Below are 17,728 nucleotides of genomic sequence, written 5' to 3'. Positions count from 1 at the left end.
ACATGGCCCGTTCAATCACGGCGTCCGAGTTGGGCATTGAACTCAGCCCCGACGATGACAGCAGCCTGTTCAAGTGGTTTATCGCCAGTTTCTTGATGGGTAAGCGCATCCAGGCACCGATTGCCGCGCAGGCCTACAAGGTGATTGTCCAAGAGCAGGGCCGCGACACGGCGCGCAAGCTGCAGCACTGCACATCGCGTGAGTTGGTAGCGATGCTCGGGCGCGCGCATTACGTGCGCTATGACGAAACCACCGCGCAACGTTTACTCGACCTCAGCGCCAAGTTGAATGCTGATTACGCGGGCAAGATCACCCTCATGCGCAGTGCGAGCGAGAGTCGAGAGGCGTTCGAAAAGCGCCTTGGGGAATTCGACGGTGTGGGGCCCAAGACCATCGAGATTTTCATGCGCGATGCCGCTAAGGTGCTGTTTTGACGGCAGCGCTGTTTGTGGGATGTGCCGGCTGGAGTTTGCCGCGGGAGTACTGGGCAGCATTTGCCGATGAGGGCACACATTTGGAGCGCTATGCTTCGCGCTTCAATGCAGTGGAAATCAACAGTTCGTTCTATCGCCCGCACTTGGCGAAAACCTACGAGCGTTGGGCGCAATCGGTGCCATCAGGGTTTCGCTTTTCGGTCAAGGTGCCCAAACGCATCACCCATGAATTGCGCTTGCATGGCTGCGAGGCCGCACTTGACGAGTTTCTTGGGCAATGCCTGCAACTGGGGGAAAAGCTCGGTTGTCTGCTGGTGCAACTACCGCCTTCGTTAAAGTATGAACCGATCATCGCCAACGCATTCTTCACAGCGTTGCGCCAACGTTTTACAGGCGCCGTCGTGCTTGAGCCACGACACGCGAGTTGGTTGGCGGCTGAAGGAATACTGCAGGATCTGCAGGTCGGGCGAGTGGCTGCCGACCCGCCAGTGATAAAGGCGGGAGATGTCCCGGCCGGCTGGCAGGGCGTGCGATATTGGCGCCTGCACGGAACACCGCGTATCTACCACAGTGCTTATGGGCCTGAACGAATTCAGGCGTATGCGCGTTTGTTGAGCGCGTCTGTAGAGGCTGGCATTCCCACCTGGTGCTTCTTTGATAACACTGCCAGCGGCTTGGCCACGCCCGATGCGCTGTCGCTACTCGACGTCCGCTCGCAGCACTTCCAACCCTAGCTGCTCATACGCCTCCACACTGGGTACATGCCACTGCGTAATCAGCGTGTGAATGCGGCTGCAGGGCGCCACCACAAAGGGTTCTACTGCGCCGAGCTTGTCGGCCGTGGTCACCGCCACCACATGGGCCGCGCTGTCGAGCAAGGCTTGCTTGACCGCCACCTCATCAAAATGCAGCGAGCTGATGCCCACTTGCGGGTGCAGCGCACACACGCCTGTAAACAGCAAGTCGGCCTTGATGCCCTGGATCAGGCGCACGGTTTCATGACCGCTCGTGGACAGCGTCGCCGGGTTGAGCTGGCCACCGGTGAGGATCACTTTTACATCGGGATGCTCGGCCAAGGCGATGGCGATCATTGGCGACGTGGTGACCACAGTCAGGCGAATTGAACGCGGCAATGACTGGGCAATCTGCAGCGTGGTAGAGCCGGAGTCGAATAGCACGATTTGCCCATCTTTCACACGGTCGGCAGCCAGCCGCGCAAGATGACGCTTGGCCTCATTGGTCTCGCCGACGCGGGTGAAGAAGTCTTTACCGGTGTCCTTGGGCCGGGGCAGGGCGCCGCCGTGTACGCGTTGCAGCAGGCCGGCGGCAGCGAGTTCGCCGAGGTCGCGGCGGATAGTGTCCGGGGACACGGCAAAGTGTTCTACCAGTTCTGTGGCAGTGACTTTGCCATCGCGTTCCAGCAGCAACAGAATCTTCTGTTTGCGCAAAGAAGGCAGGTCGATAGCTTGATGAGTGTTGTGCATGTTTGTGCGCTTTTATGCTGGTTTGTGCGAGGTTAGCTGCGCAGCTTTATAAACGCAATGGCTGGTTGCGTAGCCGATGGGCGGTTACTCTCAGCATTCAGTTCAGGGAGAGGTGACCTAGATGTCGTTGATTACCACCATCGAAGACTTACGCAAGCTCGCGCAAAAACGTGTCCCGCGCATGTTCTATGATTACGCCGATTCCGGCTCCTGGACTGAGAGCACTTACCGGGCGAATGAAAGCGATTTTGCCAGCATCAAGTTTCGCCAGCGGGTGGCACGCAATATTGATGAGCGCTCGATCCGCGCCACGATGATCGGCCAGGAGATGGCCATGCCGGTGGCATTGGCACCCACCGGGTTGGCCGGCATGCAGCACGCCGATGGCGAGATTCTGACCGCGCGCGCCGCTGCCGCCTTTGGCCTGCGCTACACCTTGTCGACCATGAGCATCTGCTCGCTGGAAGACATCGCCGAGCAGGTCGGCCAGCCATTTTGGTTCCAGTTGTACGTGATGCGCGACCGCGCCTTCATCGAACAACTGATCGAGCGCGCCAAAGCCGCCGGCGTGGATGCGTTGGTGCTGACCCTCGACCTGCAGATCCTCGGGCAACGCCACAAAGACCTGATCAACGGCCTGTCGGCGCCGCCGAAACTGACCCTGCCGAATATCCTCAACATGGCCACCAAGCCGCGCTGGGTGATGGGCATGCTCGGCACTAAACGTCGGGGTTTCGGCAATATCGTCGGGCACGTGAAAGGCGTTGCGGACATGAGTTCGCTGTCGTCCTGGACCGCCCAGCAATTCGACCCGCGCCTGAGCTGGGACGATGTGGAATGGATCAAGAAGTGTTGGGGCGGCAAGTTGATCATCAAAGGTATCCTCGATGTGGAAGATGCGCGCCTGGCCGCGAATGCCGGTGCGGACGCACTGGTGGTGAGCAACCACGGTGGTCGTCAACTGGACGGTGCGCCTTCGAGCATCAGCCAGTTGCCGGCGATTGTCGAAGCAGTGGGTGAGCGTATTGAGGTGTGGCTGGATGGTGGCATTCGCTCCGGCCAGGACGTACTCAAGGCGATAGCGTTGGGTGCAAAAGGCACCATGATCGGTCGGCCGCATTTGTATGGTTTGGGCGCAATGGGCCAGGCGGGGGTCACCAAGGCGCTTGAGATCATCGCCCGTGAGTTGGACGTGTCAATGGCGCTGTGTGGGTATAACGATATACGTGATGTGAATCACGAGATTTTGTTGCCCGGCACATTTCCTGAAAGAGTTTGCTGAGCAAAAAAAACGTAAAATTATAAAAAGAGTTGTCCACGAAAACCGTGGGTATCTCTGTGGATAACTTTGCGAAGCCCTGGCAGGGTTGGCGATTTAAGCCGAGATCAATATTTGATCAACTTCTGTTTAGGCCCAGCATGGGCAGGGTTTGCGCTTGACACGCAAGCGCGGACCCAGTGCCGAAAAACGTTTTTATGAGTCGCCGCTACGGCCTGTGGAGTGCGTGACGACCTGGGTTGGCATCGTCGATTGCATCAGTTTCTCCAGTGCCTGGCCATAACTGCGACCGGCCAGGCTCATGCTGTTGTTATGGCTGGCTCCTGGCACCAGTAACAGGCGCTTGGGTTCCTGGGCGGCGTCAAACAGTTGCTGGCTGAAGCGCGGCGGTACGTAACGATCATCAAGGCCATGCACCACCAGCAGCGGCATGTGGATATCGGCAATCTTGTCGATGGAATCGAATTTCTGCGACAGCAACCAGCGCACGGGCAACGAGGTATTCGCCACGGCCGTGGCCACGTCCGCCAGCGACGTGAAGGTGGACTCGATCACCAGGCCGCGCACCTGCAGTGGTGTTTGCCTGCCCAGTTCGGCGGCCAGGTCGATGGCCACCGCGCCGCCCAGGGAATGTCCGTAGATCAGGCGTTTATTCGGGTCGGGTTGCAGCACCTGGAAACGCTCCCAGGCGATGCGCGCGTCTTCATACACGGTGGTTTCCGACGGCAGTTCGCCGTGGCTCTGGCCGAAGCCGCGGTAGTCGATGGCCAGCACCGAATAACCCAGCGCGTGCAGTTGCTCGATGCGAAACAGTTGTCCGGTGAGGTTCCAGCGCACGCCGTGCAGGTAGAGGATCGCGGGGGCGTCCTTGTTGTCTGCCGGGTACCACCAGCCATGAATGTTCTGCCCGGATTTGAAACTGGCAGGCTTGATTTCGAATTCCTGCACCGCCTCTGGCAAGCCGCTGTACCAGCTGGCGGTGCCCGGCTCGATGCGAAAGACCAGCTCGCGCTCCTTGTGTTGCAGCACGGCACAGCCTACCGGCAGGCCGACGATCACCAACGCCATGCACAGCATAGGAAACCAGCGCAGGCTCAGGCGCGAGAAGAAACGAGAGGACATGAAGGTTCCAGGAAAAAGGTGAAGCAGGGGTTTTACCAGATGGCCCACCCAGGCAGGAATTAATTCGACAGTCGCCCATGGGTATTCCTTGCAAAGTGTTACAGCATTGAACAAGGCGTGCCGAGGTTGTTAGGGTGAGCGGCCGAACAGGAGAGCAAGCACATGGATTTTACTGGCAAAACCGCAATCGTCACTGGCGGCGCACGCGGGTTGGGGCTCAGCTATGCACGGGCCTTGGCCCTGGGTGGTGCGCGGGTAGTGATCAGCGATATCGGTGCCGACAGTGCCGGCACCGGGTGTGATGAAGCTGTCGTCCAGTCGGCGGCGCAGGCTTTGCAGGCCGAAGGCCTGACGGTAATTGCCCATGGCGGTGATTTGTCCACGAACGAAGGCTGCCAGCAACTGATCGCCTACACCATTGAGGCATTCGGCCAACTCGATATTTTGATTCATAACGCCGGCTGGGTGGGTTACCAGAACATCGCCGACCTCGACGCCGCATTCCTGCAACGCGCCATGGACATCAACCTCTATGCGCCGTTGTGGCTGTGCAAGCACGCCTGGCCGCACCTGCTGCGCTCATCCGCGCCGCGCATCATCCTCACCACCTCAGACCGCGCGATGTACGCTCAATATGAGCAGACCGGTTTGGTGGCCTACAGCGCGGGCAAAATGGCACAGCTGGGGATCATGAACGCATTGAGTCATGAGGGCGCAGAGGCTGGGATCAAGGTCAATGCGATCTCACCCGTCGCCAAGACGCGCATGTGGGGCGTGACCGAAGAACCAGACGAGCTCAAGCCAGAGTGGGTGACGCCGGGCGTGTTGTTCCTCGCCTCTGAGCAGTGCCAGGACACGGGTTATATCCTGCGCGCCAGCAATGGCCAATTCACCGCCACGCGCTTCACCGAAAACCCAGGGGTGGACTACCCGCGCAACCTCGCACGGATCAAGGCGAGTAGCGCAGAAGCAGTGGCCGCCGCCTGGAACAGCATCAAACAGGCACAACCCCTTTCTTGAGAAACCCGAGCATGGACAACAGCCCCGTTCGCATCACCGCCGAAGAGACCCTTTCGGAAAACTGGTACCTGCTGAAAAAATACAGCTTCGACCTGCGTCGCCGCGACGGTAGCTGGCAAGCCCAGACCCGCGAGGTGTACGACCGCGGCAATGGCGCGACTATCTTGCTGTACAACCGCGAGCGGCGCACGGTGTTGCTGATCCGCCAGTTTCGCATGCCGACGTTCGTCAATGACTACCATGGCTACCTGATCGAGGCGGCGGCGGGCTTGCTCGACAACGCCAGTCCTGAAGAGCGTATTCGCCTGGAAGCGGAAGAAGAAACCGGGTATCGCGTGGGGCATGTGGAGAAGATCTATGCGGCGTTCATGAGCCCGGGGTCGGTGACGGAGCGGATTCACTTTTTCATGGGGGAGTATCAGCCGGGGGATCGGGTGGGGAGCGGAGGCGGTTTGGAGGAGGAGGGTGAGGATATCGAGGTGTTGGAACTGGGGTTTGAGCAGGCGCTGGGGATGGTGCAGAGCGGTGAGATTGTGGATGGGAAGACCATAATGCTGTTGCAGCATTTGGAGTTGCGGATGCTCAAAGAGGGGTGGTGAGTTGGCTGATTAGCGGGTGAATACGATCATTGTGGTGAGCAGGCTTGCCCTGCGTTGGGCTGCGGAGCAGCCCTAGAAAGTGCAAAGCAAATCTACTTGATTGCTACTCCTGCACCGATTCCGCCCAGCGTAGAGAGAAGTCATGTTGCTCCTGTATGTCGTTAGTTAGATCACATTCTTCATATGAAAAAATATGAACAAGTTCACCTTCGGGTTCTCCCATTGTCAGTTCATAGGCGACAAGGCCGTTTGACATATGGGATGACATTCCAGATGTATGGACATTGATTTTGGCTCCTTTGCATAAAAACTTTATGTCTTTCAGGTCGGCTCTCAATAAGCCGAAGCTGTCGTACAGATCTAGGGCGGTATAGGTTTTTCGCACACCATTGCTCAGCAGTAGATTAAGGGTTGGCTTGCCCCCTTCGTATTCGATCACTGCGCTCTCACGTAGACCGTTTTTGAGGATGGTGATTTCACGTGACTTCATGGGTATTCCCTATTCGGGTTCAAGATTGTGTATCCCTTGAAGGTGCCATCTTCATTGACTGGTGAGGCACCCAAGATATCTTTAGAGTCTATACGTCCGGGAATTGCTATTTCTGCTTCATTTTTGTGCTTGGAGCGTGTTCCCAATTCTTTGTTTACATCTCTCCCAGGGATTCTTTTTAGTGTGTAAAGAAATCCTTCTTCAAACCCGTAGTTAGAAGCAAATACCAAGGCTTGTTTCCTTAAGGTAGACGTCGGAACGTAGTTGCTGGGAGGGCTGGCATTGTTTAAAGCATGCAGGTACAGATCTGTACTCGTGCCTCTGCTTTCGAATCCTTTTTCAAATATTTCATCTGGCTCTCTTGAGTCTCCGCGATATAGATAGCTGCGCTTTCGCAGTGATGTCGGAGGTGATGGCGCTTGTTCATCTGCCTTCACTTGCTCGGTTGGGCTTTCTACCGTTGACTGCGGCGTGCATCTGTCTCCGCCTGGACACGTGCTCAATCCCAGCGGATCCACCCATCCCGTAGGATTGGGCACGTACTGGTACGCATTGATCCCACCCGCCAACTTCACCGGGTCCGGGGTCAGGTAACGACCAATATCCGGATTGTAATAGCGATGACGGTTGTAGTGCAGCCCGCTTTCTTGATCGAAGTATTGGCCCTGGAAACGCAGCGGGTTGTCGACTTTTCCTATGTCGAGACGGGTGATTTCGCCGTAGGCGCGGTAATGGGCGGACCAGACGATTTCACCATCCGGGGCGGTGAGTTCCTGTGGGGTGCCCAGATGGTCGAGTTGATAGTGGTAGGCCTGGGTTTCCTCTGGGCCGAAGCCTTCCAGCAGGGCCAGTGGGCGGAAGCTGTCCGGTTCGTAGAGATAGCTGCGGTGACGGTCCGCGTGGTGCTCGGCGATGAGTTTGTCGCCGAGCCAGAAAAACTCGGTGGTTACACCGTCGACGGTTTTGCTGATGCGCCGTCCAAATGGGTCGTAGCGGTAACTAGCTTTTTTGCCATTGGGGCGGGTGATGCCGGTCAGACGGTGCTGGCAGTCATAGCGGTATTCAGTAACGAGTTGATGGCCTTTGCCACGCCGTTCGCGGATAAGGTTGCCGAAGGCGTCGTAGTCGTAATGGTGGTCGCCCTGGATCATCAGGCGGTTGCCGGCGACGATGTCGGGGCCGGGGCGGTTTTGCATCAGCAGGTTGCCGGCCGGGTCGTGGGCGAAGCGTTCTTGCTCGCCTTGGGAGTGGTCGGCGCGGGTGAGGCGGTTGAGTGGGTCGTAGTGGTAGTTATGTTCGCCTTTGCGGGTGTCGAGCAGGCGGGTGAGGTTGCCGGTGTTGTCGTAGTCGTAATGACGGCGGTACACCGGGCCTTCGGCATCGCCAATGTTTTGGTTGAACAGGCGTCCTTGGTCGTCGTGTTGGTAGTGGCTAAGCAGTGTTCCTTGCGCGCGTTGCTGTTCGCGTCCGGCGTGGAACAGGTGCGAGGTGAGAACGGTGCCGTTCAGGTCGACGGTGGCGAGGTGGCCGCCTTTGTCGTGTTTGAAGGTGAGACGGTTGTTGTCCGGCAGGCGTAGGTTTTGCAGCTGACCGCAGGCGTCGTAGCCATAGCGCAGGGTGCCCCAGCCCTGGTGTTCGGCGGTGAGGCGGTTTTGGCTGTCGTACTCGTAGGCTAAAGACCAGTGGCCGTCCTCGACGCTGAGGAGGTTGCCCTGGCGGTCGTAGGTGTAATCGACGGTGTTGCTGTCGGGCAGGGTTTTTCTGATGAGGCGTCCGGCGTAATCGCGCTCGTAGCGGGTAACCAGCTGACTGTCGTCATCGCCGTGTTCGGTCTTTTCCCGAAGGTTGCCGTTGAGGTCGTAGAGGTAAGCCGTACGCTGGCCGTCAAAACCGATTTCCTGCTGGATCAGGCCGTTGCTGTGGTACTGGAGCCGGTAGGTTTCGCCCACCTCGTTTTCGATTTCGGTCAGCAACAAACGTACGTTGTCGTAGCGGTATTTGACCTGGCTGCCATCAGCATTGATGCGGCGGCTGATCAGGTGCAATCCGTCGGCATATTCGTAGCGGGTGACGTGGCCCAGTTCATCCCGCTCGGAGGTGATTTTTCCGTAAGCGTTGTAGGTATATTTACGCGTGTCGCCGCTCGGCAAGACGATTTGAACTAACCGCCCAACGCCGTTCCACTCAAATTGTGTGAGCGAACCGTGCTCGTCTTCCTGGGTGATTTTTCGCCCGAGGTCGTCATAGCGATAACGCTTGACCCCGCCATTCGGCAACTGCTCCTCAAGCAGCTGCCCACGCTCATTCCACACCAGCCGATGACAGCTGTGATCCGGGTACCACACCCCAACCAGCTGGCCGCATTTGTTGTAGCTGTAGTCAGTAGCATTGCCGTCTGGATCGATCTTGCGAATAACATCGCCCTGATCATTGCGCTCATACTTCCAAACCGCTTCCCCACGTCGCACAACCCGTACGAACCCGTTGTCATGCTCGTAGGACGTTGGCTCGTCATCCCCCGGAAACACCGCCACCAAACGCCCGGCTTCGTCGTACTGGTAGGCCGTGATCGCCCCCAGCGGATCCTGCTCAACCGTCAGCCGACCTTTGTCATCGTAGGACTTGAAGTGCTCGGCCCCATCCGGATCCACCCGCTGCACCAGCCGCGCCCGCTGGTCATGCACATAGACTTCCCGGCTGCCATCGGCGTTAAACACCGTGACCTGGCCGTTGTCATCCCAGGCGTAGCGTGTGTCCATCTGCGAGAAACTGGCCCAATGCCGGACACACCGCGCCGTCTTGCCAGACTTTTCCCACTCCCAGAAGAAACTCGCCCCACCGGCCAAGCCACGTTCAAGAATGACGTGCTGCTCGTCGTACCGATAAACCTCGCTTTCGCCGACAGCATTGGTCGCTGAAACGAGTCGCCCAAGGTCGTCATAGGCGTAGGAAACAACCGTCTGCTCCGTCACCCAAACAAACGGCCCCTCATCCACGACGCGATGAATCTGATAGTCCACCGCCACGATCCGCCCCGAGGCATAGCGCAAACACAGCGAGCGCCCGACACCGTTATCCACCCGCTCAATGCGCCCCAGAAAATCCCGGGAAATGCGCAGCCGGTTGTCATACGCATCGCTGATCGCTGTCAGCACACCGTCGCGAAAGTGGTAGAACCGTGACGCCTGAGCCAGCACCAACTCATCAGGCAATGAACCCAGATAGATCGCCGCTTCGGCCAGGCTGTTGGTGATCGCAGGTCGAGCAGCCGTAGGCAAGGGCAGGGTGGTCGAGCGATTCTCATGATCGGTCCACACCACCGAATCCCCGGAAACACTCAAGCGATGCGCCAGCGAGTGACTCCAGCCAAACCCCAACCCACAATCCACTTCCACCGCACTGGTGCGATACAAGCGGGTCCACTCAAACGGCAAAACTCCGTCCAGCGCTCCATCGGTCAGGGTCAGCAGTTCTTCGCCCGTGACCATCGACACCGGGCAACCGTTAGTGGCGGTCTTGTCCGAAGGCGCCGCCGCATCCCCAGCCGGATTCTTCGCAACAGCCGGCACGTCATCCACAGGCTCCGCTTGCTTCAGCACCGCGTTCTGCCGCGCCTTCCAGCGCATCTGCAGCCTGCCTTGCTTCAACCCACCAACCACCCCGCGAACCGCGACTGCCTTATAGCGATCCACGGCCTGCATAAACTTCGTCAGAATCCCCAAAAGCCCCCTGACAAAACCCACCGCCGCATCAAGAATCTGCCCGCCATACTTGACCAACCGCAGGCTCAAATACGCTACACCCGCCGCCGGTAGCGCGATGGTCAACACCACGCCAATCACCAGATCAATCAACAGCGACACTACAAAACCAGCCGCCATCTCAGCCATTACACCGGGCGGCAATGCGTCCAGCCAGATCATCGCCGTGCGCAGCATCAGGAACAGCGCCGCCTCATCACTGGCGAGCAGCATCGCTTGTTCCATGACTTTGGGCGCATCGGTGGCGAGCTGCGCCAATTTGGCCGCTTCTGCGCCTAGCTGTTCGACGTACTTCAGCGGGTCATCAAGAATCGCCTGCACCAGCTTGATGCTGTCCCACACATCACGAATCGCCGCCCAACTGCCCGCCAGTAGGCCGCCGCCAATCGCGCTGGCGGTGGACTGCTCCCAGCGCGGTTTAAAATCCGACCACTGCGCCCGAAGCCACTGCTCCAGATCCCCGGTCAGCCCAGCGTAAGACGCAAACAACGCGTCCACTTGCTCGGCAGAGACGCCCCCCTGCACCCGCACTTGATAGCGCCCGCCCGCCGCGCAGTGGTGCGAACCCTTGCCCTGTTCATCCAGCATGACCACGGTGGAACTGCCATCATCCAGCCCGATCACCTCCACCGGGATGTTGCCGATCGGCACGTCATACACCGACTCGAACAGGCTCTCGATCTTCAGCTCGCCGCCCACCGGACACTGGGCCACGGTCGAAAAGTCAGCATCTGAAAGGCTTACCGAACGCTGCGAATTCCCCACCCGCAACACCCGATCCATCCCCAGCAGCGATGGCATGTCCAGCCCATGGCTCACCGAATCCAGCGCACGCGAATACCACGCGTCCATCTGCTGGCGATAAATCACCAGGCTCTGATGAAAGCCATCCAGTTCAAATTCGATAAGGGCAATATGGGAGGGGTGGGTCATCGGCGCCGACTCCCTGCAGCTGATGCCCAGAAAGCCGACGCACCCGATAGAAAATTCATCTGCAATCCTTCGCACTGTGTGATCAGGCGAAGGACTTTGCAGAGGTTTTCAGGTGATATCTGTAGAGCTTATCCCGCTGTCACGTGGGAGGTTTCAGCAGCTTTCGTGCGCGTTCGGCCAAGCACCAGGCTGCAAAGCGCCGGCAGGAACAACAATGTCAACAGCGTGCCCACCAGCACGCCGCCAATCAGCACAAAGGCCAGAGACGACCAGAACACCGACAGCGTCAGCGGTATGAACGCCAGCGCCGCCGCCAACGCGGTCAATATCACCGGCCTGGCTCTGCGCACCGTGGCCTCGACGATCGCCTCGCGAATCGCCATCCCGTGGTCCTGGTTCTGGCGAATCTGGTCGGTAAAGATCAGCGTGTTGCGCATCAGGATCCCGCCAATCCCGATCAAGCCCAGGATCGCGTTGAAGCCGAACGGCTGGTTGAACAGCAGCAAGGTCGGCACTGCCCCAATCAGACCCAGCGGCGCCGTGGCAAAGACCATGAACATCACGCCGAAGGAGCGTACCTGGAACATGATTACCGTGAGGGTCAGCAGGATCATGATCGGAAACAGCGCGGCCAGGGCGACGTTGGCCTTGGCGCTTTCTTCCACCGGGCCGCCGATGTCGATCTGGTAACCCACGGGCAGCTTGGCGATCAGTGGTTGCAGGTCTTTGTACACCGCCATTTCCACGTCGGGCGGTTGCACGCCGTCGATGATGTCGGCGCGCACCTCCACGGTGGTTGCGCGGTTGCGGCGCTTGAGGATGGGTTCTTCCATCACTGCCTGGAAATGCCCGACCTGAGCCAGCGGCACTGAGGTGCCGGCGCTGTTGGTGAGGGTCATGTTGTTGAGGTTGCCGAGGTCTTCGCGCTGGCTGCCCTGGGCACGGGCGACCACGGAGACGGTGCGATTGCCTTCACGCACTTCGGTGATCGGGTTGCCGCTGAGCAAGGCATTGAGCTGGGATTTGACCTCGTTGGGGGTGAAACCCAGCAGACGCAGACGGTCTTGATCCAATACCAAGCGATAACCGCTGGTGCGCTCGCCCCAATCGAGGAAGGCGTCCTTGGTCAACTTGTTAGCGGCGACCACTTTGCGCACGTCTTCGCAGACGCCGCGCAGCACATCCACATCAGGGCCGGACACACGGAACACCACTGGGAACGGCACGGGCGGACCGAACAGCAACTGCGTCACGCGCACCCGCGCAGCAGGAAACTCGCCGGCAGCAATGCGTTCGCGCATGCGCAGTTTCAACGCGTCGCGGGCGTGGGAGTCCGGGGTCTGCACGATCAGCTTGGCAAATGCCGGGTCCGGCAGTTCGGGGTTCAGCGACAGGAAAAAGCGCGGCGCGCCGCCGCCCACGTAGGTGTCAACCATGCTGGTTTGCGGCTCTTGCAGCAGGGCTTTTTCCAACTGCGCGGCCACCGCTTCGGTGCTTTTGAAGGCACTGCCGGGCGGCATATACACCTCAAGAATCAGCTCGGAGCGGTCGGAATTGGGGAAGAACTGCTTCTTCACCACGCCCATGCCCAGCACGCACACTACAAACGCGCCCACTACCAACCCAGTCACCAGCCAACGCCCACGTACGCAGGACTCGACCAGACTCCGCAATGTCTGATAATAGCGCCCGGCGTAAATCGCATCATGGCCGCCGGGCACTGGCTTGATCTGCGGTAGCAGTTTCACGCCCAGGTAAGGCGTGAACACCACCGCCACCAGCCAGGACGAAATCAGTGCAAAGCCGACAATCCAGAAGATATTTCCGGCGTACTCCCCAGCACCGGAGCGCGCAAAGCCCACGGGCAAGAAACCGATGATCGTCACCAGCGTTCCGGTCAGCATCGGTGCCGCCGTGGAGCTCCAGGCAAAGGTGGCGGCGTGAATCCGGTCGAAACCTTCCTCCAGCTTCACCACCATCATCTCGATGGCGATGATGGCGTCATCCACCAGCAAACCCAGGGAAATGATCAGTGCGCCGAGGGTGATTCGGTCGAACTCACGCCCGGTCAGCAGCATGATCACAAACACCACCGACAAGGTCAGCGGCACGGCAGCGGCCACCACCAGGCCTACGCGCAAACCCAGGGTCAACAGGCTGATCACCATCACCACCGCGAGGGCGACGAAGAACTTGAGCATGAACTCGTTCACCGCCAGGCTGATGTTTTTCGCCTGGTCGGAGACCTTGGCGAAGTTAACTCCCAGAGGCAGGTCGGCCTGGATCTTGGCTTCCTGGGCCTTGAGGCTCTTGTCCAGCTCCAGGCCGTTCCAGTGTTTCTCCATGATCACGCCGAGCATCAGCGCCGGGTCGCCCTGGTGGCGGATGCGGTAACTGGGCGGGTCTTCATAACCCCGGCTGACGGTGGCCACGTCGGCGATGCGCAGTACGCGGCCGTTGACTTCCAGCGGCACGTTTTCGATGAGGGACAGGCTGTCAAAGGCACCGTCGATACGGATGTAGGCGCGGGTCCCTGCGGTCTCGACGAAACCCGACGGGGCCACGGCGTTTTGCGCAGCTAATGCGGAGAAAATCTGATCCGGTTTGATGCCCAGGGTCGCCAGGCGCTCATAGGAAAACTCCACAAACACCCGTTGTGCCTGCTCGCCGAGGATATTGACCTTCTTCACCCCCGGCAGGTTGAGCAAACCTTGACGCAGCTCTTCGGCCATCTGCACCTGTTGCCGATGAGGCAAGTGTTCGGCTTCCAGGGCGTACAACGCGAAATACACATCGGAATATTCATCGTTGAAGAATGGCCCGATTACGCCCTTGGGCAGTTTGGCGGCTTCATCGCTGAGCTTTTTGCGGGTCTGGTAGAACAGGTCCTGGATTTCGCTGGGGCGCGTGGACTCCTTGTAGGTCATGCGCATCGACACGAAGCCCGGTTGGGCGATGGTTTCGACGCGGTCGTAGTAGTCCAGTTCCTGCAGGCGTTTTTCCAGGCGGTCGGCCACCTGCTCCTGCATTTCCTGGGCGGTGGCGCCAGGCCAGGCGGCGGTGATGGTCATCACCTTGACGGTGAAGGAGGGGGCTTCGGCGCGACCCAGCTTGCCGAACGAGAAGGTCCCGGCAGCCAGGATCGCAATGATCAGGAACAACGTGACTGCGCGATGCTTGACCGCCAGTTCGGAGAGGTTGATACCGCGCATGCTCAGTTGTCCTGTTTGCGGTTGAGGGCCAGCACTTGGGCGGGCAGCAGACGTACCGCGTCACCGTTGTGCAACAGGTGCGCGCCGAGGGCCACGATGATCTGGCCGGGGGCAACGCCGCTGTCAAGCAGGGCGTCTTCCTGGCCGAGGCTGGCGACTTTTACCGGGGCGAAACTGACCTTGTCGTCCGCGCCGATCAGCCAGACGCCGGTGCCTTGTCCCGAGTCCTGCAGGGCGCCGATGGGCACTCGGGTTTGTTGCGCCTGGCCGTCGCCTTGCAGGCGCACGGTGATGGTCGAGCCGAGGGCGAAACGCTCGACTGCGCCATGCAAAACGTAGCGTGCGCGGTAGGTGCGGGTGGTGGGGTCGGCGCTGGCAGAGAGCTCGCGCAGGGTGGCGGTCACGGCCTGGTCAGGCGCGCCGAAGGGGAAGGCCAGGGCTTTCTGTGAGGCCCGGTCGCGCTGGTTTTCCGGTAGGTTGACGATGGCTTCGCGCGCACCGTCATGAGCCAGGCGCGCGACGATCCGCCCTTCGGCGACCACCTGGCCGCGATCCACGCGCACGTCGGTGATGATGCCGTCGCCATCGGCCTTGAGCACAGAGTAGGTCCGGCGGTTTTCGATCTGGCTGGCGTCGGATTGTGCGGAGGCCAGCTCGGCTTCTGCGACGCGCAGGTTGGTCGCCGACTGGTCGAAGATCTGCCGCGACACGGCGCCGGTGCTGGCCAGGCGCTGGTAGCGGTTTTCGTCGTCACGGCGCTGGCGCAGTTGTGCCTGGGCGGCGTTGACGCGGTTTTTCGCCGAGCGCAGGGCCAGTTCGAAGTCGCCGATGTCCAGCACCAGCAGGGTGTCGCCACGGGACACGTGCTGGCCAGGATCGACCTTGCGTTCGATGACCTTGCCGCTGACCCGGAAGCCCAGGTCGCTTTCGGTACGTGCCGCGACCACGCCGGTATAGGCGCTCTGTTGGGTGCCGGCGGCTTCGACCTTGGCCGCGAGGATCGGGCGCGGTTGGGGCACTTCGGCGGCGGTGTCGGCCTTGCTGTCGCAACCATTGAGGGCGATCAACAGGGCCAGTGGCGTGAGAAGGCGCAGGGGAAGAGGGTGCATGACGGGCTCCGGGGGGTAACCATTGGGCAAAAAATTATGGACATAATTTTTTGTGCATATTATGGTCGAAATATAAATTAATCCAGCCCCCGGATGCTCCTCATGACAAACGCCCCGGTCCCCTCGCGAAGCCTGCTGTTTTTACTGGTGGCCCTGACGGCACTGGGTGAGGTTTCGACCCAGTTGATCATCCCCGGCCTCGGCGCCATCGAGCAGGCATTGGTAGCGCCAGTCGGTTCTGCGTTGATGGCGCTGTCGGCATTTGTCGGTGCCTTTGGCCTCGGGCAATTGCTGTTCGGTCCGCTGTCGGACCGCATCGGCCGTCGCCCGGTGCTGATCGGCGGCCTGGTGTTGTATGTGTTGGCGACCTTGTCGATGCTGCTGGTCCATGACATCCACCAATTTATCGCCGCCCGTGTGCTGCAGGGGTTGGGTGCCTGTGCCGCGTTGGTGCTCGCGCGCACGGTGGTGCGGGATGTGTGGAGGGCCGAGGCGGGGCCCGCGCTGGCACTGACCATGATCGGCATGCTCTACGCCATCGTGGTGGCGCCGATGATCGGTGGCCTGCTGATCAAACTGTTCGGCTGGCGCGCACCGATCCTGCTGGCGCTGGCGATTGGCAGCGTGGTGTTGCTGTTGGCCTTGCTGTTCTTTCGCGAGAGCAACCACTTCCTCGATCCCAAGGCCGGTCACTGGCGCACCCTCGGCGGGCAATACCTGGATCTGCTCAAGGGCCGCCAATACCGTGCGTTCGCGGTGGCCCTGGCGTGCACCTATGGTGCGATGTTTGCGGTGATTGCCGGATCCTCGGCAGTCTTTATCAACCTGCTGGGCTTCAGCAGCCTTGAGTACGGCATCAATTTTGGTGTGATCGTGTCGATGCTCATCGTCGGTTCCACTTACACCCGACGCAACATCATGCGCCTCGGCCCGCAGCGGATTGTGGCGATGGGCGTGACAATGGTGGCCGTGGGCGGAATTTCGGCGGTGGTCATTTATGAGCTGTTTGGCCTGTCGGTACTCGGCCTGGATATTCCGATTGCCCTCGTCATCCTCGGCGGCGGTCTGGTCTTGCCGGGCTCGGTCACTGGCGGGGTTATGCCCAATGCGCACCGCGCAGGTCTGGCGGCGGGGCTGATGGGGTTTGCGCCGATGTTCGGCGCGACGTGCAGCGGTGTCTTGTTGAGCCAACTGCGCGATGGCAGTGCCGCGCCAATGATCATCATCCAGGCTTGTTTTGCGGTGACGGCCTTTATCGCCTTTCACCTGCTGCGTCAGCGGCAGGTCAATGGACTGTCCTATACGTAGGACGATCCAGGCCGCTTTTGCCGGCTAGTGCTTAACAGCCAGCGGCCTTATGGTGTATCCACTTTGGAGGTACACCATGAAAAAGCTTATCGGCATCTACACCAGCCCCCGTGCCCATTGGGTCGGCGATGGTTTCCCGGTGCGCACGCTGTTTTCCTACGACACCATGGGCAAGCACATCAGCCCATTCCTGCTACTGGACCACGCCGGCCCGGCAGATTTCACCCCGACCGAACAACGTCGCGGCGTCGGCCAACACCCCCATCGCGGCTTTGAGACCGTGACTATCGTCTACGACGGCGAAGTCGAACACCGCGATTCCACCGGCGCCGGCGGCACAATCGGCCCCGGCGACGTGCAATGGATGACCGCCGCCAAAGGCATCCTCCACGAAGAGTTCCACTCCGAAGCCTTCGCCCGCAGTGGCGGGGCGCTGGAGATGGTGCAACTGTGGGTCAACCTGCCGGCCAAGGACAAAATGGCCGATGCCGGTTACCAGACGATTGTGGATGGCGATATTCCGGTACTGCCCCTGGCCAATGACGCCGGGCAGCTGCGCCTGATTGCCGGTGAGTTTGCCGGCACTCGAGGGCCGGCGCGTACCTTTACGCCGATTGACGTGTGGGACCTGCGCCTCAGCCCTGGCAAGCCCGTCACCCTGGACCTGCACGAAAGGCGCAACACCGCCCTGGTGATCCTGCGCGGTACGGTGCTGGTCAATGGCGAGGAAGTTGCGCGCCAGGGGCAATTGGCGTTGTTCGAGCGCGATGGCAGCCAGCTCACCCTGGAGTCCAACGACGATGCGAAGGTGTTGCTGCTCAGTGGCGAACCCATTGACGAACCTATCGTCGGGCATGGGCCGTTTGTGATGAATACCGAGCAGGAGATTCATCAGGCGTTTGCTGATTTCCAGTCCGGTAAATTCGGCCAGATGCAAAGCTAACGGCTTGTGGTATTCCCCTGTAGGAGCGGGCAAG

General features: G+C 59.9%; 13 protein-coding genes. 7 read left to right on the top strand and 6 right to left on the bottom strand.

Annotated elements, in window-relative coordinates:
• The first annotated feature begins 2 nt into the window (after nt 1-2).
• Nucleotides 3-434, top strand: coding sequence for a DNA methylase (locus tag LVW35_RS15865; RefSeq protein WP_233891026.1), 432 nt, complete (start codon nt 3-5; stop codon nt 432-434).
• A complete protein-coding gene (locus LVW35_RS15860; protein WP_233891025.1) occupies nt 431-1,168 on the top strand; it encodes a DUF72 domain-containing protein in 738 nt (245 codons plus the stop codon). The genes LVW35_RS15865 and LVW35_RS15860 overlap by 4 nt, the downstream gene beginning before the upstream one ends.
• Here LVW35_RS15860 and LVW35_RS15855 read toward each other — a convergent pair.
• Nucleotides 1,133-1,918 (bottom strand): DeoR/GlpR family DNA-binding transcription regulator, encoded by a 786-nt coding sequence (locus LVW35_RS15855; RefSeq protein WP_233891024.1) that lies wholly within the window; start codon nt 1,916-1,918, stop codon nt 1,133-1,135. The genes LVW35_RS15860 and LVW35_RS15855 overlap by 36 nt on opposite strands.
• Before the next feature lie 121 nt (nt 1,919-2,039).
• On the opposite strand from LVW35_RS15855, the gene LVW35_RS15850 reads away from it, so the two are divergent.
• Complete coding sequence (locus LVW35_RS15850; RefSeq protein WP_233891023.1) at nt 2,040-3,200, top strand: alpha-hydroxy acid oxidase; 1,161 nt, start codon at nt 2,040-2,042, stop codon at nt 3,198-3,200.
• A 192-nt stretch (nt 3,201-3,392) separates the two neighbouring features.
• On the opposite strand, the gene LVW35_RS15845 is transcribed toward LVW35_RS15850, so the two are convergent.
• Nucleotides 3,393-4,319 carry an alpha/beta hydrolase gene (locus tag LVW35_RS15845; RefSeq protein ID WP_233891022.1) on the bottom strand — a complete coding sequence of 309 codons (927 nt, stop codon included), beginning with the start codon at nt 4,317-4,319 and terminating at the stop codon, nt 3,393-3,395.
• A 162-nt stretch (nt 4,320-4,481) separates the two neighbouring features.
• Here LVW35_RS15845 and LVW35_RS15840 point away from each other — a divergent pair, with 162 nt between their 5' ends.
• Complete coding sequence (locus LVW35_RS15840) at nt 4,482-5,339, top strand: SDR family NAD(P)-dependent oxidoreductase (protein ID WP_233891021.1); 858 nt, start codon at nt 4,482-4,484, stop codon at nt 5,337-5,339.
• A gap of 11 nt (nt 5,340-5,350) precedes the next feature.
• Nucleotides 5,351-5,938 carry an NUDIX domain-containing protein gene (locus LVW35_RS15835; protein WP_233891020.1) on the top strand — a complete coding sequence of 196 codons (588 nt, stop codon included), beginning with the start codon at nt 5,351-5,353 and terminating at the stop codon, nt 5,936-5,938.
• Between the two features lie 103 nt (nt 5,939-6,041).
• Here the strand turns inward: LVW35_RS15835 and LVW35_RS15830 are convergent, their stop codons facing one another.
• The 4 genes from LVW35_RS15830 to LVW35_RS15815 all read right to left on the bottom strand — a co-directional run bounded on the left by LVW35_RS15830 (nt 6,042) and on the right by LVW35_RS15815 (nt 15,443).
• Nucleotides 6,042-6,428, bottom strand: a complete 387-nt coding sequence (locus LVW35_RS15830) for a hypothetical protein (protein WP_033901879.1) — start codon at nt 6,426-6,428, stop codon at nt 6,042-6,044.
• A complete protein-coding gene (locus LVW35_RS15825) occupies nt 6,425-11,122 on the bottom strand; it encodes an RHS repeat-associated core domain-containing protein (RefSeq protein WP_233891019.1) in 4,698 nt (1,565 codons plus the stop codon). The genes LVW35_RS15830 and LVW35_RS15825 overlap by 4 nt, the downstream gene beginning before the upstream one ends.
• 128 nt (nt 11,123-11,250) lie before the next feature.
• Nucleotides 11,251-14,334 carry an efflux RND transporter permease subunit gene (locus LVW35_RS15820; RefSeq protein WP_233891018.1) on the bottom strand — a complete coding sequence of 1,028 codons (3,084 nt, stop codon included), beginning with the start codon at nt 14,332-14,334 and terminating at the stop codon, nt 11,251-11,253.
• Nucleotides 14,335-14,336: 2 nt separating this feature from the next.
• A complete protein-coding gene (locus LVW35_RS15815; RefSeq protein WP_233891017.1) occupies nt 14,337-15,443 on the bottom strand; it encodes an efflux RND transporter periplasmic adaptor subunit in 1,107 nt (368 codons plus the stop codon).
• Nucleotides 15,444-15,545: 102 nt separating this feature from the next.
• On the opposite strand from LVW35_RS15815, the gene LVW35_RS15810 reads away from it, so the two are divergent.
• Entirely contained in the window at nt 15,546-16,751 is a 1,206-nt protein-coding gene (locus LVW35_RS15810; protein WP_233891016.1) for a multidrug effflux MFS transporter, read from the top strand.
• Nucleotides 16,752-16,827: 76 nt separating this feature from the next.
• The gene (locus LVW35_RS15805; RefSeq protein ID WP_233891015.1) at nt 16,828-17,694 is read left to right on the top strand and encodes a pirin family protein; all 867 of its coding nucleotides are present in this window, start codon (nt 16,828-16,830) and stop codon (nt 17,692-17,694) included.
• Nucleotides 17,695-17,728 lie beyond the last annotated feature (34 nt).

The organism is Pseudomonas sp. HN11, assembly GCF_021390155.1.
Lineage (GTDB): Bacteria > Pseudomonadota > Gammaproteobacteria > Pseudomonadales > Pseudomonadaceae > Aquipseudomonas.
This window is presented reverse-complemented; position numbering and strand designations above follow the sequence as displayed.